The sequence below is a fragment of the Sinorhizobium chiapasense genome (genome assembly GCF_036488675.1).
Classification (GTDB): domain Bacteria; phylum Pseudomonadota; class Alphaproteobacteria; order Rhizobiales; family Rhizobiaceae; genus Sinorhizobium; species Sinorhizobium chiapasense.
Genome location: NZ_CP133148.1, coordinates 901,949 through 921,956 on the forward strand (window position 1 = coordinate 901,949; position 20,008 = coordinate 921,956).

Consider the following 20,008-nt stretch of genomic DNA (forward strand, 5'->3'; position numbering starts at 1 on the left):
GCGCGGAACGACACCGCCGTTATAATTCGAGTGCCGGCAAAAACAAAGCCCGCCAAGCGTTTCCGTTGGCGGGCTTTGCAGTAAATTGGGGTGGCTTCATAGCAACCGGGTTAGCTACTCCCGGCCCCATCGGCCACCCCTTCTCGCTGGGTAATTCAAGATTGACGCCACCATAGTTGCGCCATTCGTCCTGTCAATCGCCTACAAGTGGCGACGGCGGGAGCGCCACCAACTGGCATTGCTCCTTGTAGCGGCCGAACGCCTTGTAGAATTCGTCCTTGCGACCGTAGTGGACCGTGCACCTCCGCCCGTCCAACAGCGTCACGGTGATGTCGCTGCCATAGTCGTCGACATGCCCGACGAAGGCGAAATTGAACTCGGAGAAGCTGTTGTAACGAAAGAACATGGTCACGCCCTCGCGCCTGGATCGATCGGCACCACAAGCCAGACATGCTCCTGCTTCTCGATCCCCGCCTTGGATGGGTGCGGGTCATGGACGAGCTCACCACCCTTCATCAGGACCATGTGCAACGCGTCTCGGGGCGATTTGCCTGCGGCAAGATAAAGCACATCGGGGCACCATTCGCCAGGCATGTGCAATGCCTCGTAACCGCGCTCACGGAAGAAGCGATAGAAACTCGGCCAGAACTGATCGATGCCACTGGCACGTAAGTCCGGAACATCTTCGAGCTTGAGGCCGAGAATGCTGGCGACCGAGGCCTCTGTGCAATTCCCCTTCTCGCTCCCCTCGGCGGGGTCATAGAGGATTGTCTGGTCGGCGAAGCGCGGTCGCATCAACCCCGCTCCGATCTCGTTGTCGCCTTCGCGAGCCGCCTTCTCTTCAAACCACTCTTTCGAGACGTTCAGCTTCATATCACCTCTCCCAAGACCGGCGACGATCTATCCACGTCCAGAACGCATGCCAGCGATACTGCGACGTGAACTCCGGCGGGTCAGCGATACGACCGCCGGCGATCCGCAATCCGTATCTGTCGCTGTAAAGATCGACGCCAATGCACATCGCGAACCATGGCGTCCGGAAACGAAACGTTGGAAGCGTTCGCAGCCCTGGGCGCCGGCCTGTCCACGCTGATGCGTCAAACACGTTCATTTTCTAACGCTGCGCGGGTGAGGTACGGGCCAAGCCCGGGGCGGTGGTGCCTTGCGTTCCGGTTCCGTAGGCGCTGGCTCGTCCTCCGAGAGGTTGTCGCGGCCGTTATTCATAGCCACCTCCATCTCACTCCCCTCCCGGAGCCAGCACCGAGAACACCGAATAGCTGCGTGCTCGCTTCACAATCACATCAGTCTGCGTGTAGGAGCGGACCCGCACTCGACCGCTGACGAGGACGCGGAAGCGATCGCGCCAATCGAGCTCGGTCGTCACATGGGTAGCCATCCAGCCAGGCGCCATATCCTCCGCATCGTCGGGCGGCCCGAGATGCCGCTCGCCGAATCCGAGTTTCTTCCAAAGCCGCTGCGCAAGCGTTCGCTTCTCAACGGCGTAATAACCTTCAGCGCTCATACGCTTCCCTTTCGTGAAATTCGTGTGATGGTGCGGGGGGCTAGTCTCCCCCGCACCAAGCTTCGACGTGCAACTCAGGCGAATATGCCGCCGTAACTTCGGCTGTAGTGGACGCGCAGGCCAAGGATCGTGAACAGGAAGGCCTTGCCGTACTCGCGCTCTCGCTCGAACAGCCGGGGTCGGAGACCTATTGCCAGCTTGGCGGAGTAGCCACCACCTGGGACACCTGGCGTGCCGCGCTCCCACATGAGGCGGAACAGGCGTAGATGCTTCTGGATCTCGTCGAAGCGCAGAACCGGCTTGAACCGCAGGGAAGGCGCGGTGACCATGAGATGCACCAGGCACACACAGGCGACGGCGAGAGCGATGGGGACGGGCGCGACGACGACGGGCGCCACGAACAGTGCGACGGATAGGGAGGCACAGGCGAACAACGCCAGGCCGCTCATAATCAGACTTCGGGTGATGCGCATGCTCTTTCCTTTCTGTTGTGGGTGAGACCGGCCCTTGGGGCCGATCTCTCGTTGCGTGTTCCGTTAAGCGACGACGCGCGGTGGGATCTTCGGCGGCACCGAAGGCGTCGGATCGGTGCGCGCTTCGACCGGCGTGAAATCGACGTAGAAGGTGTCGCCTGTATTGAACTGGCCGAAGAGGGCCGGATTGGCGACGACAATGCTGAAATCAACGGAAGGCGAGAATTTCGAGAACGTGTTGTTCTCATCGCTTCCGTCTGCCGGATAGCCGCCGCTCTTGGCGACGCCGTAGAACCGAAGGGTCTCGTTGATCGTTTCACCCGTTTCCGGGTTCCGGTACGGGATGCAGGTACCTACGTAGACCTTGGCCCGCATCTTCACATCAACTGCTGTCATTGGCGTTTTCTCCGCTGGTTAAAAATCAAAATTTTAGGATTTAGCGCCGCGGCCCGGGCTTCGGTTTGAACAGGCTTTCGGCGTTCGCCCTCGCATCGGATGGCGCTGGGCGCGACGCTGCAGGAACACCCGCATCCGGCGATGCGATCGTGATCGGGCCCTGCTCGACGTCAAAGCCGAGGTTCACGCATCGGCCGGACTTCTCGCCGACGTGGATCGTTCCCACGCCGGCGATAACGACGGATTGCCCTACTTTCACAGTCAGTCGAAGCATCCGGTCCTTGCCCTCTACTGCGCCAGATAGCGGTCGCGCTTCTCGTCGGAGAGCCTGCCAAGCTCCCGCTCGTAAGCCTCGATGTCCTTGTTCGCCAGCCGATCGAGATATGCGAACTCGCCACCGTCGTCGGTGTCGCTGATGTCGGCTGCCGGGACGTTCGCCAAGGTCGGCGGCACTTCCCGCTTCGGGGGCTTGCCCGTGTCCTTACCGGCCGGGTTGTCGGCCTTCTTCTGCACCGGTTGGCCGAGGGCCGCGCGCAGCTGCTCGTCCAGGACGGCATGCGCCTTCTGCAGGTGCTTCGGGTTCAACGGGTCCTTGGATGCCGATTGCAGCTTGCGCAGCTCGGTATCGAGCATGGAGTGGAGCACAGTGCCCGGCTTGTACTGCGGGTGGTCCTTGAAGAAGGCGGGCACCGTCTGTGTCTTGTATGTCTCGATGGCGATGTTCTTCGTCACCGTCGCCGTGGTGCGCAGGTCTTTGAGCTCGTCGAGCTGCTGCTCGATCGGGCGCATCTTCTCGCGCATTTCCTTGGCGGTGAGGTCGCCGTCGTCGAACGATGCGACAATGCGGTCTCGCTCTTCATCGAGCGTCTTGATCTTGTCGTTGATGTCGGCAGGCAATATCCACGAGGCGGGCTTTTCTTCCTCCTCGTCTTCACCGGCTGCGACGTCATCGTCGGCGCCAGCTTCACCTGCATCGGCACCCGTATCGCCCGTGTCGCCGACAGCTGTGTCGTCTCCCGCGGCCTTGTCGTCGGAATCGGCGCCCGCCTTGTCATCGGCATTGTCGTCGGCGCCATCATCGACAGCGCCTTCGCCAGCATCACTCTCCACATCGTCACCGGCCTCATCGCCGCCGGCTGACTCGAGTCCTTGGTCGACGACTGTCTCGTCGAGCAAACCGTCGCGCTCTTCTTCGGTCAGTCCGTCAAGATCCGCATCACTGAATTTGGGAGGCATCGTGCTTCCTTTCCTCTCTTAGCCAAGTCCAATCGCGCCCTGCTGCTGCGGCGGCGCGGGTTGCTGTTGCTGCTGCTGTGCCTGCTGGGCGGCTGCGGCCTGTTCGGCTGCGGCTCGCATGTTCTGCTCGGTCTCCGTGCGCGACACGAAACCGGCCTCGTGGAGCACCACGTCGGCAATGTCGGCGAGGCTCGGAATGGCAATGGCAGCGCCTGCCGCATCGAGCGCGGTTTTCTGTGCGGAGACGTTGATGGACGCGACCTTGGCCTCAATCTCCTTCGCCTGCGCGATGGTCTTGGCGGCGTCGGCCTCTTTCTTCGCAATGTCAGCAGTGGCGGCGCGCATCGTCATTTGCTGCTGCATGGCCTCGGCCTGCGCCTTCGCCTGTTCCTCCGGCCCGCCTTCTTCCTGATCCGGGTCCGTCATGCCCGTAACCTTGCGGATGCGCTTCACGAGCTCGTCGCGGTTCGGGATGTCCATGCTCTCGATGATCAGGTCGAGCATGACGACAGCGATCTGCGGATTGACCGGCGCCAGCTTGCCGAGCAACTCCATCAGGGATTCGACCTGTGCCTGGCGGACGGTGGCGCGCCAATCTTCCTCGTCGATGACGAAATCCGCCTTGGTGCGAACGATGTCGTTCTCCGGCAGTCCGTCGTTGACCGTGACAAACTCCGGGCTGCCGCGCTTGTTCGTGATGCGGAATTTCTTCTCTTCGGACATGAACTGCTCGACGTTCGCGAGCTCCTTTTCGCCGCGCACCTGCATGGCGAAGCGGAGGTTGTCGAACAAACCGGCCGTGGCGAGCGATCCCTGCTCCTGTCGCGCGATGATCGCCCGGCCTGACACGGCGTTGGTGGTGCGGCCAAGGTTCTCGTCCGTGACGCCGCCAACCTGCTGGAGCATGCTGATGTTGCGCGACATGAGCTCGAGGTGCCACTGGCCCAGCTCGCGATCGGCATTGATCTGAAGTTCTTTGCCTTGCTTCTTCACGATCAGGGAATCGGGACGGGCGACCTCGTCGAGCAGCCCGTTGACGTCCTCGACGGCGCCCTCGTCCATGATCACCTTGTTGGTGGAGAGGATGTGCAGCGCCTTCGACGCACGCTTGTTGATGTCGCTCTGGATATCGCGAATGTTGCGCACCATGCCGTAGGGCATGCCGTCGCGACCACGACGCTTGTTCCAGATCGGCGTGAAGGGGAAGCGATTGTGGCGGTAGGGTGAGGGGGACAGCCAGAGCATGCCGGCCGTGGTGAACAGCGCGACGTACATGCGCATGCTCACCTTCTCGATGACTTCGCCGTCGCCCTGCTCGACAGCATCGACGTGGCCGGATGAATACGGGTCAAAGATTTCGCCCGCGAAGGTGCCGCCGGCGATCCTCGCCGTCTTCTCCGGGATGCGGAACCATGCCTCGATCACACGGACCCGCTGGCGCTGGTAGCCGTCAACACGGTCATTGGTGAAGGATGAGGTGGTCGTGCCTTGCCCGGTGTTCTCGATCTCCGGCGTGTCCATGGCCTCGTCGCCGTAGGCGTCAATCGTTCCGAAGTTGTTTGCATCGTCGACACTGCGTGCGAGCAGGGCCTTGCGCTTCGGGAACATGGCGAGTGCCACGTCGATGTCGAGCCACTTGGAGCGGTAGATGTACCGGCCGTCGGAAAGGTCTTTCTCAATCGCCGTGCTGTCCCACAGCATGTTGCGCCAGTTCTCCCGGCGCGTGAACAGCGGCTCGCCTTCGTCATCGCCCTGGTAACCGTCCTCAAGCCAGCCGACGCCGACTTTTGCCGAATCCTCGAAAGCCTCACTGATGCGGAAGGGGGTCCGGTTCACGTCGGACAGGTATTTGAGCAGCTCGCTCTTGCGCTCCGCCGGCTTCGCGTCTTCCGCGCGCCGGGGCAAAATCTTGTAGTCTGTGCGGCTGCGCTTCTCGGTACCGATCACCCAATCTATGGTCGTTGCTGTGACGTTGAACACCAGCGGCACCTGGCCGCGATCTTCCAGCGTCTGCTTATCGTCCTCGGACCACTGGATGCTGTCGTAGAAGTCCTCGTCGATCGCCATGTCGCGGCGATTTTCGGCCTGCCGGTCGAGTTCCCCCGTGTACAGGCCCAGAAGACGATGGTGCAGCGCCTGCATCTTGTTGCTGTCGAGGGCGTTCCCGCGAATGGGCCGCGTCGGAGCCGGAAGGTCCGGAATGGGGGACTGGTAGCGCTTGCGCCGAACGCTACCGTCTGTTGCCGCAAGATCGAACATCCTATTCCTTCAGCACTGCCTCTGTGACCTTGCCGGTGTTCGGGTCGGTCATGGTGATTTCAGCGACGGTTTCGTCGTCGCCGTGGTCGTAGGGTGGAATTGACAGGAGGTCGCCGAGGTGGTCCGCGATAAACATGGCGATGCGCGCAACGGTGGGACCGTGGAACGCATTGAAGCCGAGCGCGTGTGCGAATTGGAAGGCTGTGCGGGCGGCTTGTGCGGGGTCTCCGACTTCCTCTGACCAAATCCACGCGCGATCTACCGTGATCACGCATGGGATCAGCCTGTCGTCGTATTCCCTGTCCGCCGGAATAAGAACCATACACGGACGAAAGCGATCTTCGATCCGTATCCAGGTGCCAATAGCGGTAACTCCGCTTCGCCGAAAAGTCCATATGCGCTTCGTGAGGTCCAGTGCGGGCTTCATGAAATTCTCCATGTTGAGGGAAGGGAAAGGGTCAGGCGGCCATGCCGGAGCGGTTGCGACGCACGGCGCGCGTCGCCATTCCACCGACAGAGACGAGACGACGGACTTCGTCGCGGTATTGCGCCTTCTGCCGAATCGCGTCGGCGGCGTGCTGGTGGCCGTTCTTGTGCGGCTTGTCGGACCAGACGCCCATGTTGTCGTTCCAGCTCTTGCGGTAGTTATCGAGGTGCAGGATGCCCTGGGCACACTTCTCTTCGTCGAAGACGTAGTTGCCGAAATCCTCTTTCAGCGCCGGAATGCCGACGGCCATTAGGTCCGTCGTTCGCGGTACGATGTGGACGTTCTTGAGGCCGAGCCCTTCCAGCATCTCCTTTGGCGTCTCGATCACGAGAGCGCCGGGCCGGCGCTGGTCCCCGTCATGCGGCAGGAAGTGGTGGCCGTAGACGTAGCCGCGCCGCTGGAACTCAGCCATGATGAAGGAGTAGGGCTCGCTGGAGCACTCGAAATAGTCGATGAAGTGATCGACGAGGCCCACCGCCTGGTGGAACCAGATGGCGATATCGTCGTCGACACCGAGATCCCAAAAAGTATTGACCGGGATCTCCGGGCGGTAGGGCACGCGGGTGATGCGGTTCTGCGAACGCGCGATCGACATCTGCTTGGCGAGAATGACGCCCTCGACGGAGACCTTGAACGCCTCGCGGACGGTGGAAGGGTATTCCTGCCACATCTTCTCGTGCTCGTCGGCGTAATCGCTTTTGCGGGTCGTTACGTACCAGGCGCGCTTTGCGTCGGATATCGGCCGGCCTATCTCCCGCTCGAGCTCATCGAAATACTTGGCATCCTTGGCATCGATGATGACGCCTTCCGGATCCATCTCGTATTCGTCGGCGTCCCACCAGCTTGCAAAGTGCAGGCGATACTGCAGGCGGTTCAGCCTCTTGCCAGCCTCGGCCAGCGCAAGCGCCTCCATGACCATCGTGTAGTAGGCGCCGTCGCGACCCTTGGCGGTCGATTCGATGAAGATCTTGCCCTGCGCTGCGGCTGCCAGCGCGCCGGTGACAATCTTCTCCGCCTTCAACGGGCTTTCGAAGCAGATGATGCCGAACTCGGAGATGTGCAGCCAATTCAGCGTGTCGCCGCGCGCCGAGGTCGAAACCTGTATCGACGAGCCGTTGGCGAATATCTTTTCCTTCACGTTGTCGGTGACGATCGGCACCTGCTGGCGCAACCAGGGCGGCAGGCGATCATAGGCAAACTCGATCTTGTTGCGCATGATCTTGGACGCTGTGTCCTGATCCTGCGCAATGATCGCGGCCTTCTGGTTGTCGTTCCAGAGGCATGCATCGAGGATGATGATCTGAATTAGGGTGGAGAAACCGCGCTGGCGCGCCTTTGGAACGATGTTCCGGTGCCACATCCGGCTGAGGAGCTTTCGCTGCGCCTCGTTCGGCTTGAAGAGCACCGTGCCGCCGTTCTTGTCGAGGATGTAGTAGAGGTTCTCGATGCGCCACAACACGTCGGCGCATTTTGCCTTCAGTTCCTCGACGGTCAGCCCGGCCAGATGCTCGTACATCAGCCGCCTTCCTCTTCGTCGATGATAGGCACGGTCCCACCGCCTAGACCGATTACGCCCGCCTCCGGATCGTCATCGACGGGCTGGATGGTGTTGCTGCTTCCTTTCGACAGCTCGCGCAGCCAACTTCCGAGCGCGCCTTCCTCTTCGACGTCATGCTTGATGTGCTTCACGTCGCGCCACGTGCCCGGCCGGCGGTTCTGCAGCCACCACATGCCGGCCTTCACGTCTGGCGGTACGTGCTCGATGATCTCGACGCGCTGCGCCTCGCCCTCGATGACGACGATCTTCTCCGAATCGAACGAATAGCCGGTCGCGCGTTTGAACAGGCTGTCCTCGACCTTCCTGTCCGCCGCGTCCTTGCCCATCTCCAGCGCCTCGCGGAACTCGGGATACTGCAGCTTCCAGCGGTGGATGGTGCGGATGCTCACCTCGAACGCCTGGCTGATTTCCAGATCCGTCGCGCCCAGCTCGGCGAGCGTCCTGGCAATCGCGAGGTTGCGTTCGTCCCACTCGCTCGGCCGTCCGCCGTAGTTCCTCGGGTCCGGCCGGAACGAGGCACCAAACTCCGGGTGCTCCTCCTTCCACCATTCCAGCGTCTCGACGTCGATGCCGAACGATTCCGCGATTTCCCTGTCGCTGACCTTCGACAGGAACATCAGCCGGGCGATACCGATGAACCGCTTCTCGAACTTCACCGGCTTGGGCTTGACGGGCTTGTCGATCGCCTTGCGACGCGGCGCCCGTTTGCGCGGTTTCGCTGCACTCGCCTTAGCGTTGCTCTTGGCCTTCGTTGCACCCTTCGGCGATGCAGTAGCCTTGCCGCCCTTCGTCGCCGATTTCGGCTTTAGGGGTGACAAAACCTCCTCGCTCTTCGCGGTCTTACGCTTGCTCGCAGGCTTCGTGGGCTGCTTCCGTGCCGCCATCAGTGCCTCCGTCTCCTCGTGGCGGAGATCAGGCTGTCAAGCTCGCTTCGCCCAGTCGCTCGGCGCCCAAGCGCTGCGACGAGGCGGGAATGATCGCCGTCAGGTGGTGGATTGAGCAGCCTTTGCGGTGGTCGAAGCGGATCCGGAGGAGGCGCGACCTGCGGCGATCGGCTCACTGCCATCTGCTCGCCCGCTGTCTCGGCATACGGAAACGTATGAGTATTTTTTTTATTATATATGGTATCTGGAAAATGCTGCGGCATAAGCATAGCATTTGCTAGAAGTGCTTTCTTATATTTCAATGACTTAGCCGTTCCTCCCTTCGACCCGGCGGCGGCTCTCGATTGCGATTTTCTCTCGCTTTTTTGGAGTTCCTCGGTAAGGCGCCCATGCACGATGTCGTCGCCATCGACGTCAAAAAACGGCATTAACTCGGCCGCCATGGACTTCCATTTCTTGAGCGATACGCGCGCTACCCGGGCCAACTTCGCGTCGTCAGACGGAAGCCGGCCACCAGCGTTCCACATCGCCATCAGCAGCAGCATGTAGGCGCCGATCTGCTCGGTAGAGAGATGGAGGGTGTCACCGATGAAGTCGGAGACGTAGAGCTGCATGAATGGGCGTGCGCTCATCTTGCACTCCATTTGGACAGCGCATCGACGAGCGCCTTGACGTTGTCTGGCCGCACACAGATGCACTTATCCTCATCGTCGTAGCGCCCCTCCTGCCGTATGACAACGTCGCCAGTTGTGTTCTCATAAACGGCGATCGCGGCTTGCCGTTCGACGACGATGTCTTCGTCTGAGTTCCAATCAAAATTGCCGGTCATGAAGTCCCTCCTGGGAGCAACGAAGGCTGTGCCGTGGCCGCGCTGTGAGGCGTGGCTCCGGAATCGGGATAGATGGGTGGATCGGCCTCGGCGAAAGACCGCGCTCGGAGCTGCCGGCAGACCGCGTGAACGATCTCCCGACCGGTCATGTGCCAAACCATGTCTCGGATCATGTCGGGGCGTGTAGAGCGCTGCGTGGCCGAGATGCGATGCACCCAGCACTCAGTGCGGAGCTCCTCGGCCCACAGCATTTCGAGCATGGCCGAGGCCTGCGGCTGGGTCCTCACATCGCGGTGACGATCGAAGTGCCAGACGCATCGCCCGTATCGGGGCGGCTGATCCGGCTTTGGGAAGCGCCAGACGTGATCTCGGGCGCCCCACTTGCCGAAGAAAAGCGGATGGTTGAGGTCTATGTAGGGCTCAACATCATCCCGCCAGTGCGGATCGCGATATTCGGCGAAATGTTTCTCATGAGCGACGACGACGACGTAGTGACAGCAGCGGTTGAACGCCGGCCACTGTTCATCGAGACGCTTGAGCACGTCCTTGCGGGACTTGATCTCAGCGCCGACGATCGCCGCTGTGTCGATCGCGGCCACGTCGATGCGGTTCGTTCCCTGTCCCGCGACGTTGAGCTCGTGCACGATCCTCGCCGCCGGCATGAGCTCGCGCAGTCGGGCGACAACAGCGTCCCGGATTTCCTGTTCGTCCGAGCTGCGGGTCATGCTGCAACTCCTTCCAGGCACTCGCGCACTTCCGCGATGCACTCGTGCCCGAGGTCCGCCTGCCACCGGATGGCGGCGCTTTCACACCGATTATCGTTCTTGATGACCTTGTAGTGCTGCAGGCAGTCGAGGAACGGTTTGAGCCGGTTATCGACGTCCATCAGGCCGTGCGGCCGCTCCATGGCGATGACGATGTCGAACGGCTTAGTAATCGGCACCGCGGGAGGTTTGACGAACCAGCCGGCGTCGGTAACCCATCTCTTGTAGACCTTCGACTTGCGACGGTTCTCACCCCATCCGGTATACATGTCCCAAATGGACGGCGGCAGCGGCAGGCGGAAGCGCAGCCACGGGCGATCGTCCCGCCGAACTGGTTGAAGCCCTGCGGCTTCCATGAAACGCTGCCACGCGTCGGTAACAGCCCACTTCGCCGAATCCTCGTCCAACGCCAAGCCACGCCCCGAGAAACCTCCCGAGGCGATCCATGTATGCCACTGCCACATGTTTCCGCCGGGCGAGGGCGGGTTGATGTAGCCGATCCTGACGGTGCCGACCCATGCGACGCGCCAGTCGAGGGCATAATTGGGTTCCGACCAGACGATCACTCTGCGGCCCTCCTCTCGCGCTCGGCGATGAGAGCCTCATAGCGGCTGTGTATGCTGCCTCGGGTGAGATAGTCGGCCTCGATACCGACGAGCTTCGAAACGCTACGGCGTACGAGCGCGAGGACATCAGCCTCGTCGTCTGTCAGCATACGTGTGGGCCAACCCTTCACGTAGCGCATGTCCGAGGTGATCGCCTTTTCCAGGACTACTCGTTCCTCCGCTCTTGCCTTGGCTTGCGCGTGTGCCTCGCGCATCTCCTTGGAGAGAAGGTGTGGCGCCACATCCCCAAGCCAGCGACTGCCCTGGAATGCAAAGGTGCTATCGATCTCCAGCCCCACCATGCGGCGATAGAGCGGGTGAGCCTCCTCCTGTGCCGCGGCTGCGGTCAAATCGGCGATGCTCGACATGATGCAGAAGCGGCAGGAGACACGGCTCATGCCGAACTCGGCATAGGCGACATGTGGTTTGAGGCCGGAGAATGCGATGTAGGAGAAGACGTCTGCCTCGCTCCAGTCAGAAATCGGACGCCAGTTGATCGTACCGTCACCATCCCGATCGGCAATCGAGCCTTTCGCACGGGCGGCGCTTTCCTGCCGGCGCACGCCGGTGACATTGATGATCTGCAAACCCTTGAAGCGTCGCCGCAACTCGGGACGGATAACCTGGGTCTTCAGTTCGGACGTGCAGAAACGAAGGGACGGGGTGGACCAGCAGGGCACCAGCGTCACCGTGCTAAGCTCCGAGTAACGCAGCTTACTGGATGCCCACCTGGCCTCCCAACGCTGCATGAGATCGCCGGCCTTGCGGCGCACAATGAGTAGTTCGGCGCCGAGATGATCGGCGAGCTTCTGGCAGGTGGGTAGCGAATCCTTCCATTCGACTGCGCCGAGATCGCTATGGATCAAAACGCGAGGTCCGACGTGCCCAGCCGAATCGAGCTTGGCGAAAGTGGCGAGAGCCGCAGCCTGGCTATCCTTGCCGCCAGAAACGCCGATCGCGACGGCAGCATTAAGGGCAATCGCGTGATCGACATCCGGCGTCGTTGCAATCGGAAACGGGAAACGGACGATATTGATGGTCACTCTGCCGCCTCCGCAAACTCTTGGCGAACGTTGCAGGCTGCCAACAGGCGGATCATCTCAGGCGGCACGCTGTTGCCGACTAGATGATATTTCTCCGTCTTCGTGAGCTTCCGCTCGACACCATCGATCGTGATCTTGTCTGGCAACGATCCGCGCGCGAAACCGTGGGCAGCAGCGCCTTCCTCTGGTTCGAGCATGCGCATGCCGATGTCGTTGATCACGAATGTCTCGCGACCGACGGTGGCGGTGACGAGACCATGACGGGCCTTCTGCGTCAGAGCGCCAAGCGGCGCCGCGATATCATCGTCCTGCTTGCCGTTGGAGTAGTAGTGTTGCAGGAACCCGAGGATCAGGTGCGCGTTGTCGTTGGCATCCTCGCCGAGGTCCGCTGCCATAACGCCAGCATGGCACCCGCCGGCGGTTACCGTTGCAACAGGCTCCTGGATGTCGCGGCCGTGCCTGTTCGTGCCGCGCAAGGCCATCATGGACGCCGTCACCACGCCCTGCGTCGATCCCTTGCTGACGATCGTCGACAAAGGCAGGTCTGCGGGGCGGCCGGGCTCACCGGAATTGTGCTGCGCCATGAATGCAGCGACCAGCGCGGACTTCCCGCCTCCGCCAGGCGTCACGGTTGGGGCCGGTTCGTCGAGATTGGCCCCAATGCTGTTCCCGAAGTCGCGCTGCAGGTGCGCAGTGACGAGGGCGTGACGCGGTTCGGTTACAAACGTTTGCAGAGGCTCTTGCGGGTCGCCACCACGCCGGAGGCCCTGTTCCCCGCCATAGTAGGCTTGCAGTGACGGCGCGACGACGCTCAACTCGCCGCGGTGCGCGGTAGTGAGCGTGCGCAACGGCTCATCGAGCGAATGCACGCGATCGGCACCGGTGTGCGTGATTGGCACGATGAAGGGTCGAGCAGCGTTCACCACGTAGCGCATTACCCCCTTGGCGGTCCTGCGAAGCGTTGCGTCGGCGAGCGGCTTCCTGCGGTCGAAGATGGATTTGACCGGCAGCGACCAGTCAATGATCGTGTGGGCGCCCACCCACGGTTTCAAGCCGAGCTGCTTGGCGAGATGCCGGGGCGCATGCGTCCGTTCCGGCCATACGATGGGCCGGCCATCCGCCTGGGCGATGCCGAAGTAGCGTTTCCGAATCGTCGGAATGCCGTAGTCGGCGCAGACGAGGACCTTGCCCTCGAAACTGTAGCCGAGGCCATGCATGTGCTTGAGCCAGGCTTTCCAGATGCGACCCCTCTTCTTCGGGTCCGGTACCAGCCATTGCTCTTGCACCGGTACGCGTTCCCCCTTGGCAGCAACGGTGCCGTCCAGCTTCATCACCCTGCCGGTCGCAGGATCGCGCTTGGCTATGAGCCCGCCCCACGTCTGGATCTCCGGCACGTTCTCAAGGGTGATCGTTTCCGGTCGGACGGTGCCGGCCCAGCGGCAGACCACCCACGCCAGCGAGCGGCGGCGCTTGCTGACCGGCTTCCCGCCCTTGGCGACGGAGAAGTGCGTGCAATCGGGCGAGGCGTGCAGGGCGCGAACGCCGCGGCCTTGAGTGACCTCGCGGGGGTCCGCCTCAAACACATCTTGGCAAAGGTGCTTGGTATGGGGGTGACGGCGCTCGTGCACTGCCACTGCCACCTTGTCGTGGTTCAAGGCCACGTGGACGTGAAAGCCTGCCTGCTCCAGACCGTCGCAGCTGCCGCCAAAGCCGGCGAACAGGACGATGGTCACACGATTGTCCAGGCCGAACGACAGCGGCACCGGCGACTTGCGGCGTCGGTTGATTGACGGCACGTGGAGCATTCACGCTTCCTCCGCGGCCGGGACCATGCCGAGCGCCTGCAGGTAAGTGTCGAGGATGGCTTCCTGCTCCATCCGCTCGTCCTGGTCCTGCTTGCGAAGCGAGATGACCTTGCGGAGGATCTTCGTGTCGAAGCCCATGCCCTTAGCCTCGCCGTAGACGTCCTTGATGTCATCGACGAGGGTCTTCTTCTCCTCCTCGAGTCGTTCAATTCGCTCGATGAAGGCGCGCAACTGGTTCCGGGCGATGCCGTGAACGGTTTCTTCGCCGGTCTCTTTCCTGCCGAAGGCTTCGATCTGCCTCGATGATCCCGGCGCGGTGGCGCGGCCCGCGGCCTCGTTGGTCACGGCGCGCGCCGCTCCCTTGAATTTTCCATCTGCAAGTCCGGCTTCCAACGTCATGCTATGGTCCCTCAATCGTCTTCGTGGTGGTGGATGGCGCCATGCACCGCCGCGTCCGTGACGGCCGGACGGCGCTTTAGGCGTCGGGTCATGCGCTTGTGGCGCTGCTTGAGCTCGCGTTCGGTGTAGACCTTCATGCGAGACTGGTTTTCGCGGGTGTGCGGCGCGCAGACCGTGGTCACGACGCCGGCGGGCTGCGAGATTTGAGCAAGGAAGTGCTGGTTGGCGACGCGGGTGAAACCGCACCGCACGGACAGTTCGACGCCACGTGTCCAGATGAGGGCGCGAACCTCGTCGATGGTCATTCCGGCGGCGGCGGCGTGCGCCTCGGCGCCGGCCTTCTCAGTCTGCCAAGTGCCCGGCACCGACAGGCCGATGATCCGCTGCACGTAGCGGGTCACAGCGTGATAGGTCACTCTGACGGGGGAGGGCTGCGGCGCACTCATTCATCGGTCCGTTGCGCCTTGGGTTGACCCTTGCCCTTGCCGAAGGTCAGCGATGCGCCGGGCCGTGGGCCTTTCGGAGCCTCTATCGCTTGCTGCGCGGCGAGGTCGATCTCATCGAGCGTCATCGGCTGCATTCGTGCCCCTTTCCTTGTCCTTCAACACGTCGAGCGTCTGGACGAGGACGGCCAGATGGTGCTCCTGCTTGGCGACGTCGTGCGCCGGCCGCCTCGGTCCGTGGGTTTGCAGCCACCAGACTTTCGAGCGGGCCATGCTCTCCAAGCTCTCGATTGCCTGCTTGCGGTCGACATCGATGTGCCGGGCGCGGTCAAAGAGATGCTTGACCGCCCGCTCTTCCGCTTCCTGAGCAAGCGCCGTGACTGTTGTTGCCCTTCCACCTGCTGGCATCACGACGACCCACCGACGGCCATGCGCTCGCGTTCGAGCTGGGCAATCTGTTCGTCGATCTCGCGACGGCGCTCCAAGCGGGCGGCTTCATCGACCCACTCGGGCGGATCGGGGAAACAGGCGACGAGCAGCGAGGGGCCATAGGTGCGAACGAGAATTGAAAAGTGCTGCACCGACGGGAGTGTCCGCCGGTGCAGCCAGTTCTCCACACTGGCGGCAGGTATGCCGGTCTCCGCCTCGACGTGATGAATGGTCGAGCGCGGGTAGCGATCCTTTAGCCAGGTGACGAGCCCCGCGACGTCGAAAATGAGCGCGGAGCTTTTCCCGCGAACTTGCGGGATTTTCCCTGCGGATACGTGCCGGCGATCCGGGCCACGGTAGTAGCGCGGGGTGTCGTCGTCACACAAACCGTTGAAGTGAAGCCCCTGAGAATTGCTGGCAGGCAAAAGGGGTTGGGCAGACGTGAACAGGGCAATCAGGCGATGTTGTTTACGGACAGGGGTCGCGATCATGGCCGTCCACGCCATCCGCAGGGATGCGGAAAGGCTCAGTCCCTCGGTGAGGCGGGTAAGGACCTCATCGAGGGGCTGCGGCAGGGTCAGGTAAGAAGAACGAGAAAGAGCAAGTTGCAGGGAAGCCGTAGAGCTCATTGCGTCGACTCCTCGTAGCGATGGTGCTTTGCACGGGAAGCGGACAGCGATGGCGCGGGCTGGAATGCGGCCGGAAGGAGTTGTTCACGGGGAATGCCGGTGAATTCCTCGACCTCGGCCAAGTAATCGACCGGCACCTGCTTCCACTGGCTGATAGTGGACGGCCATCTGCCAAGGCGTTTAGCCAGGGCGCTTTGGGCACCACGATTCGCTTTGAAGTATTTGATGAGCGCTTCCATGGCGCTCAACTTCAGTCAAAACGAAATTTCAGTCAACAAAAACTTTCAGTCAAATGCTATGGTTTAACCACCCCACTTGGCGTCATTTTGTAGCAATGGGTACGAGATCAAAAATCCAAATGAGCCCCGAAGGAAAGCCGCGGCACTTCATCAAAGAGTGGCGCAAATACCGGCGCCTGACACAGGAACAGATCGCGAGCTCACTGGGCTACGCGGTCTCCTCACTCTCACAACTGGAAAACGGCAAGCAGGGCTATAGCCAAGCCATTCTTGAGGCCTTGGCCGAGCTGTTGCAGTGTACGCCCGCCGACCTTCTGTCGGTCAACCCGATTGAAGAACGTCGGGAAGATCAATCTCGGGAAGCTGTGGTGTCTCTACTGTCCCTGCTCGATAACGTGCGCAATCTAGCAGGCGCTCATCCAGAACGACTCGCTCTAGCGCTCGAGGCTCTCGAACGATTGACTGACCAGCCTGGCAGCTCTCAAACTTCCGGCACGACAGACAATCAATAACACGATTGAAAGTGGCGAGATCGGAGTGGGACAGGCTCGACAGCCGCCCAAGCCATAAAGCGTCGTTAAACAAGATATTTCGACCTTGCTATGAGGGGAGAACGGGTATGCCTCCAGCGCGTCCCGTAACAACCCCTCTTCGCGCATATTCTACCAACAATAGCAAGCGCAAAGTATAGCGGTGGCTTCAACTTTCTCTTTTGAAGGCAATAAGTGTTATTATTGCAGTTATTTAACTGCATCTATTGCAGTTAACCTGTGTATATCAGCCTTGGCTAAGGAGCCAGTAGCGGTTGCCTTTGTGACGTTTACGTTCAATGCCCAAGTAACCCTGGCCTTCCAACTGCCCGAGGGCAGAGATCACGCCTCTTTGACTGGCATGAACGGCGGCGGCAATCTCTTCTATTGACGCCATCGCGTCGCGCCTGTGCGTCTCTGTCATCTGCATCGCCAAGTAAATCCCGACGCGTGTGGCGAGGTGAGGCAAGTCTGGCGACTGCACCACCTCCCTGATCCACGTGTCTCGATCCTCAACGAATCTTGGCATGACCGACCTTCGGCTTCGCCTTCAATCCGCTTGACTGTACGTGAAACGAAATTTCAGTCAAAGCGAAATTTATGCGTTGACTGAATTTCAGCCAGACACTAAGTTTTCCCGAGTTGGTTTCATTTCTTAGCTGAATTCAATCTCGGGGGAGACGTTATGAGGTGCTGCGCGCTTCTATTCGTAATCGCTACTATTAGTGTGCTGGCGCTTCGCGCTGGTTCAAGTAGCGCAATGCAGGTTTGCCAGCGGGCTCACAGCTTTGACGCCTGCCACGCCGCGATGAACCGATAGGGGGCAACGATGGCCCTCTGGACTTGCATCTCTTGTGGCGCCACCGAGCGCCTCACGTTTTACCCCGATTGCTGCTCGTCCTGCGGCGGCAGTCTGACCGACGAGAGCCACAGGACGCTCGTCGATGATGACGAGGATCTGCCTGCAGCGCTTTACCATGATGCCGAGATGGGCGACCGCGCCGCGATCGTCGCCTTGTGGCAGGCCGGCGCGCTCGACTGGTCATATCCGTCGGCTTCGATCGAGACGATGCGCAGCGTCATCGACGACATGCTCCTTGAAAACCGCGTTTCAGTGATGATGGCGGTCTACTCGGCACCGGAGCGCGAGGCCGCGTAGATGGGAAAGCATTCGAATTTCCCGCGCCGCAAGGAAGATGAATACCTGACGCCGTATGAGGCGGCACTGCCGCTGAAACCATTCCTGAGCGGCATCAGGACGTTTTCGGAGCCTTGCTGCGCGGATGGCCGTCTTATCAGGTGGGTCGAGAGCTTTGGCCCCCTGTGCATCCATAGCGGCGACATCCAGACCGGCACCGACGCTCGCACCGATCCGGTTCTGGAAAGCACCATCGTCGATGCGATCATCACGAATCCGCCCTACACGTGGGACGTGCTGGCGGCGCTGGTTGATCGCTTCATGAGGATCGCGCCTACGTGGCTGCTGCTCGAAGCGGACTTCAAATACAACCTGCGCACCCAAGACTTCATGCGCCATTGCAGCGACGTGGTCCCCGTCGGCCGCGTCCGTTGGTTCATCGAGACTACCGATGACAGCAAGGCCAATTACGCCTGGTACCGCTTCCACATCCAGCACACGCGCGGTCCGGTCTTTCATACTGTCCAGGAAATCGACAAGCGCGGCATTCGCAAGAAGCAGCGCGAGGGGGTGCCCGTTGTTTGACCCTACCCAACTTCCCCCGTCGCTCATCATTCAAGGCACGTTCGCCATTTGCCTCGCCATCTACTTCCTCGGCTGCGGCATCGGCACCCTGCATCGCCTCATCGAAGAGCGCCGCTCAGAAAAGATGGTCCGCGACATCATCGCCGACATCGATCGCTGCGACGCGGCCGTCGCCGCACTCATCAAGTTCCGAGAAGCCCAATCCGGGCACAACCAAGAAGGAGAGTACCATGCTTGCTAGAACCAACCCCGCACCGAAGAAGCCGAATCCGGTCGATGTGCAGGTCGGCGCTCGTATCCGGTTCCGCCGCAACATCCTCGGCATCAGCCAGGAGACGCTCGCGGCGCATCTCGGCATCACCTTCCAACAGGTCCAAAAGTACGAAAAAGGCACGAACCGCGTCGGCGCCAGCAGGCTTCAAGCCATCAGCGAAGCGCTCAAGGTTCCCCCGTCGCACTTCTTCGACAACGCAGAAGGCGTAGCAGACACCAGCGGGGGCGAGGCGAACGACGTCATGTCGTTTGTCGCCAGTGCCGAGGGCATTGCGCTCAACCGCGCCTTTGCCCGCATCGAAGACGCCACCACTCGCCAACGGATCGTCAGCCTCGTGAAGGCAATCGCCTCTGCGGCAGTCGCGGCTTAACCCCAAGCAACGGAAAACCCCATGAGAGCCATTTTCATTACATCGGCAGCGCTCGCTGCCGTGCTTCTCACCACTCCCGCATCCGCCGGCCAAGCGGTCCGGCTCTGCACCGGCGCCGAGAACGGCGTCTACTTCGCCGCCGGCGATGCCATCGCCAAGATGGCAGGTCGTTCGCTCGAGGTGGTCAATGTCGCGACCGAGGGCACGATCGACAACCTTGAGCGGCTTCTCGATCTGCCCGCGACCGATCCCAACGCTTGCGACGCGATGATCGGGCAGCCCGACGGGCCGGTTTACGTGGCGCGGTCCTCACCAGCCAAGGTGAAGAAGCTCCGCCAGGTCGCATCACTTCACCGGGAATACCTGCACACGCTTTGCGGCGCGAAGAGCGGCGTGGACGATCTGTCCGACCTCGAATCCGACCCGGGCAAATACTCGATCGCCATCGGCGAGCCAGGCAGCGGCGCTTGGTTGATCTGGCAGAACATCATCGCCGAGGACGAGGACTACGGCAAAGTGCCGGTCCGCAACGAGGGCGGCATCCTCGCTTTGTCCGCCGTGTCGAGCGGTGAGACCACCTGCATGCTTGTGCCGGCGGGCCTCAAGAACGGCACCGTGATGGAGGCCGATCAGACCTATGGCGACACCGTCATCCTCGCCGGCGCCAATGATCGCGACTTCAACGATGCGACCGACATCAAGGGCGATGCGCTCTACCAGTATCAGGACATTCCGGCCGGCACCTATCCCAAGGCGCTGCAGTCGGGCTGGTTCACGTCGAGCAGCACCATCACCTGGAACGCCGCCGTCTTCGTGAACACCGATCGCATCGACGCGAAAACCCTTCCTGCCTTTGTTCAGACCGCAGCGCGCGCCGCGGCTGGCATCAAGGCGGAGTACGGCAAGTGAGCCGGCGGGCAAAACTCGCAATCGGCGGCGGGCTTGTCCTCGCCGTCGCTGGCCCCATCGCGTTCAAGATCACGGGCACCCTGATCAACATCGCGATCGGCGCAGCGCTCATGGCGATGATCATCGCCGCTCACAAGATCGGCAAGCGCCTCGGCCGCTGATCCGCTCCGGTTTCCGCCCCTGCTTGGGGCGGGTTCCCGAA

31 protein-coding genes are annotated in these 20,008 nt (G+C 61.5%); 7 read left to right on the forward strand and 24 right to left on the reverse strand.

From position 1 onward, the window contains the following. Positions 1–193: 193 nt before the first annotated feature. From RB548_RS04190 to RB548_RS04300, 23 genes are all read right to left on the reverse strand, one after another. Positions 194–412, reverse strand: a complete 219-nt coding sequence (locus RB548_RS04190) for a hypothetical protein (RefSeq protein WP_331373779.1) — start codon at positions 410–412, stop codon at positions 194–196. Continuing rightward, a complete protein-coding gene (locus RB548_RS04195) occupies positions 409–873 on the reverse strand; it encodes a hypothetical protein (protein ID WP_331373780.1) in 465 nt (154 codons plus the stop codon). The genes RB548_RS04190 and RB548_RS04195 overlap by 4 nt, the downstream gene beginning before the upstream one ends. Before the next feature lie 364 nt (positions 874–1,237). Next, positions 1,238–1,522 (reverse strand): hypothetical protein, encoded by a 285-nt coding sequence (locus RB548_RS04200; RefSeq protein ID WP_331373781.1) that lies wholly within the window; start codon positions 1,520–1,522, stop codon positions 1,238–1,240. 74 nt (positions 1,523–1,596) lie between these two features. Beyond that, the gene (locus tag RB548_RS04205) at positions 1,597–1,971 is read right to left on the reverse strand and encodes a hypothetical protein (RefSeq protein ID WP_331373782.1); all 375 of its coding nucleotides are present in this window, start codon (positions 1,969–1,971) and stop codon (positions 1,597–1,599) included. Positions 1,972–2,058: 87 nt separating this feature from the next. Next, positions 2,059–2,391 carry a hypothetical protein gene (locus tag RB548_RS04210; protein WP_331373783.1) on the reverse strand — a complete coding sequence of 111 codons (333 nt, stop codon included), beginning with the start codon at positions 2,389–2,391 and terminating at the stop codon, positions 2,059–2,061. A 40-nt stretch (positions 2,392–2,431) separates the two neighbouring features. After that, positions 2,432–2,665, reverse strand: coding sequence for a hypothetical protein (locus RB548_RS04215; RefSeq protein WP_331373784.1), 234 nt, complete (start codon positions 2,663–2,665; stop codon positions 2,432–2,434). A 14-nt stretch (positions 2,666–2,679) separates the two neighbouring features. Continuing rightward, positions 2,680–3,627 (reverse strand): hypothetical protein, encoded by a 948-nt coding sequence (locus RB548_RS04220; protein ID WP_331373785.1) that lies wholly within the window; start codon positions 3,625–3,627, stop codon positions 2,680–2,682. Between the two features lie 18 nt (positions 3,628–3,645). Beyond that, a complete protein-coding gene (locus RB548_RS04225) occupies positions 3,646–5,886 on the reverse strand; it encodes a portal protein (RefSeq protein WP_331373786.1) in 2,241 nt (746 codons plus the stop codon). Between the two features lies 1 nt (position 5,887). Beyond that, positions 5,888–6,313 carry a hypothetical protein gene (locus RB548_RS04230; protein ID WP_331373787.1) on the reverse strand — a complete coding sequence of 142 codons (426 nt, stop codon included), beginning with the start codon at positions 6,311–6,313 and terminating at the stop codon, positions 5,888–5,890. Between the two features lie 31 nt (positions 6,314–6,344). Beyond that, entirely contained in the window at positions 6,345–7,889 is a 1,545-nt protein-coding gene (locus tag RB548_RS04235; protein ID WP_331373788.1) for a hypothetical protein, read from the reverse strand. After that, a complete protein-coding gene (locus RB548_RS04240; RefSeq protein WP_331373789.1) occupies positions 7,889–8,815 on the reverse strand; it encodes a hypothetical protein in 927 nt (308 codons plus the stop codon). Before RB548_RS04240 ends, RB548_RS04235 begins: the two co-directional genes overlap by 1 nt. Beyond that, positions 8,815–9,447 carry a YdaU family protein gene (locus tag RB548_RS04245; protein WP_331373790.1) on the reverse strand — a complete coding sequence of 211 codons (633 nt, stop codon included), beginning with the start codon at positions 9,445–9,447 and terminating at the stop codon, positions 8,815–8,817. Before RB548_RS04245 ends, RB548_RS04240 begins: the two co-directional genes overlap by 1 nt. Further along, positions 9,444–9,644 carry a hypothetical protein gene (locus RB548_RS04250; RefSeq protein WP_331373791.1) on the reverse strand — a complete coding sequence of 67 codons (201 nt, stop codon included), beginning with the start codon at positions 9,642–9,644 and terminating at the stop codon, positions 9,444–9,446. The genes RB548_RS04245 and RB548_RS04250 overlap by 4 nt, the downstream gene beginning before the upstream one ends. Beyond that, positions 9,641–10,369, reverse strand: a complete 729-nt coding sequence (locus tag RB548_RS04255) for an NERD domain-containing protein (RefSeq protein ID WP_331373792.1) — start codon at positions 10,367–10,369, stop codon at positions 9,641–9,643. The genes RB548_RS04250 and RB548_RS04255 overlap by 4 nt, the downstream gene beginning before the upstream one ends. After that, entirely contained in the window at positions 10,366–10,974 is a 609-nt protein-coding gene (locus tag RB548_RS04260) for a RusA family crossover junction endodeoxyribonuclease (RefSeq protein WP_331373793.1), read from the reverse strand. Before RB548_RS04260 ends, RB548_RS04255 begins: the two co-directional genes overlap by 4 nt. Further along, the gene (locus RB548_RS04265; protein WP_331373794.1) at positions 10,971–12,056 is read right to left on the reverse strand and encodes a phosphoadenosine phosphosulfate reductase family protein; all 1,086 of its coding nucleotides are present in this window, start codon (positions 12,054–12,056) and stop codon (positions 10,971–10,973) included. Before RB548_RS04265 ends, RB548_RS04260 begins: the two co-directional genes overlap by 4 nt. Further along, positions 12,053–13,861 carry a DNA cytosine methyltransferase gene (locus RB548_RS04270; RefSeq protein ID WP_331373795.1) on the reverse strand — a complete coding sequence of 603 codons (1,809 nt, stop codon included), beginning with the start codon at positions 13,859–13,861 and terminating at the stop codon, positions 12,053–12,055. Before RB548_RS04270 ends, RB548_RS04265 begins: the two co-directional genes overlap by 4 nt. Continuing rightward, on the reverse strand, positions 13,862–14,155 hold the full coding sequence (locus RB548_RS04275) for a DUF2312 domain-containing protein (RefSeq protein WP_331374880.1): 294 nt from the start codon (positions 14,153–14,155) through the stop codon (positions 13,862–13,864). A 116-nt stretch (positions 14,156–14,271) separates the two neighbouring features. Then, positions 14,272–14,706, reverse strand: a complete 435-nt coding sequence (locus tag RB548_RS04280) for a hypothetical protein (protein ID WP_331373796.1) — start codon at positions 14,704–14,706, stop codon at positions 14,272–14,274. Next, positions 14,703–14,840: a hypothetical protein gene (locus RB548_RS04285; protein ID WP_331373797.1), complete on the reverse strand. Its 138-nt coding sequence runs from the start codon at positions 14,838–14,840 to the stop codon at positions 14,703–14,705. Before RB548_RS04285 ends, RB548_RS04280 begins: the two co-directional genes overlap by 4 nt. Then, a complete protein-coding gene (locus tag RB548_RS04290; RefSeq protein WP_331373798.1) occupies positions 14,818–15,111 on the reverse strand; it encodes a hypothetical protein in 294 nt (97 codons plus the stop codon). The genes RB548_RS04285 and RB548_RS04290 overlap by 23 nt, the downstream gene beginning before the upstream one ends. Next, on the reverse strand, positions 15,111–15,761 hold the full coding sequence (locus RB548_RS04295; RefSeq protein WP_331373799.1) for a hypothetical protein: 651 nt from the start codon (positions 15,759–15,761) through the stop codon (positions 15,111–15,113). The genes RB548_RS04290 and RB548_RS04295 overlap by 1 nt, the downstream gene beginning before the upstream one ends. Continuing rightward, positions 15,758–16,000 carry a YdaS family helix-turn-helix protein gene (locus RB548_RS04300; protein ID WP_331373800.1) on the reverse strand — a complete coding sequence of 81 codons (243 nt, stop codon included), beginning with the start codon at positions 15,998–16,000 and terminating at the stop codon, positions 15,758–15,760. Before RB548_RS04300 ends, RB548_RS04295 begins: the two co-directional genes overlap by 4 nt. A gap of 119 nt (positions 16,001–16,119) precedes the next feature. On the opposite strand from RB548_RS04300, the gene RB548_RS04305 reads away from it, so the two are divergent. After that, positions 16,120–16,512, forward strand: coding sequence for a helix-turn-helix domain-containing protein (locus RB548_RS04305; protein WP_331373801.1), 393 nt, complete (start codon positions 16,120–16,122; stop codon positions 16,510–16,512). A gap of 265 nt (positions 16,513–16,777) precedes the next feature. Here the strand turns inward: RB548_RS04305 and RB548_RS04310 are convergent, their stop codons facing one another. Continuing rightward, the gene (locus RB548_RS04310; RefSeq protein ID WP_331373802.1) at positions 16,778–17,059 is read right to left on the reverse strand and encodes a hypothetical protein; all 282 of its coding nucleotides are present in this window, start codon (positions 17,057–17,059) and stop codon (positions 16,778–16,780) included. A 300-nt stretch (positions 17,060–17,359) separates the two neighbouring features. On the opposite strand from RB548_RS04310, the gene RB548_RS04315 reads away from it, so the two are divergent. Genes RB548_RS04315 through RB548_RS04340 form a run of 6 tightly spaced genes read left to right on the forward strand, consistent with a single transcriptional unit; the run spans position 17,360 to position 19,967 of the window. After that, positions 17,360–17,689 (forward strand): hypothetical protein, encoded by a 330-nt coding sequence (locus RB548_RS04315; RefSeq protein WP_331373803.1) that lies wholly within the window; start codon positions 17,360–17,362, stop codon positions 17,687–17,689. Further along, the gene (locus RB548_RS04320) at positions 17,690–18,253 is read left to right on the forward strand and encodes a hypothetical protein (RefSeq protein ID WP_331373804.1); all 564 of its coding nucleotides are present in this window, start codon (positions 17,690–17,692) and stop codon (positions 18,251–18,253) included. Continuing rightward, positions 18,246–18,494: a hypothetical protein gene (locus tag RB548_RS04325; RefSeq protein WP_331373805.1), complete on the forward strand. Its 249-nt coding sequence runs from the start codon at positions 18,246–18,248 to the stop codon at positions 18,492–18,494. Before RB548_RS04320 ends, RB548_RS04325 begins: the two co-directional genes overlap by 8 nt. Further along, positions 18,484–18,897, forward strand: a complete 414-nt coding sequence (locus tag RB548_RS04330) for a helix-turn-helix domain-containing protein (protein ID WP_331373806.1) — start codon at positions 18,484–18,486, stop codon at positions 18,895–18,897. Before RB548_RS04325 ends, RB548_RS04330 begins: the two co-directional genes overlap by 11 nt. A 21-nt stretch (positions 18,898–18,918) precedes the next feature. After that, positions 18,919–19,806 carry a TAXI family TRAP transporter solute-binding subunit gene (locus RB548_RS04335; RefSeq protein ID WP_331373807.1) on the forward strand — a complete coding sequence of 296 codons (888 nt, stop codon included), beginning with the start codon at positions 18,919–18,921 and terminating at the stop codon, positions 19,804–19,806. Further along, positions 19,803–19,967, forward strand: a complete 165-nt coding sequence (locus RB548_RS04340) for a hypothetical protein (protein WP_331373808.1) — start codon at positions 19,803–19,805, stop codon at positions 19,965–19,967. The genes RB548_RS04335 and RB548_RS04340 overlap by 4 nt, the downstream gene beginning before the upstream one ends. Positions 19,968–20,008 lie beyond the last annotated feature (41 nt).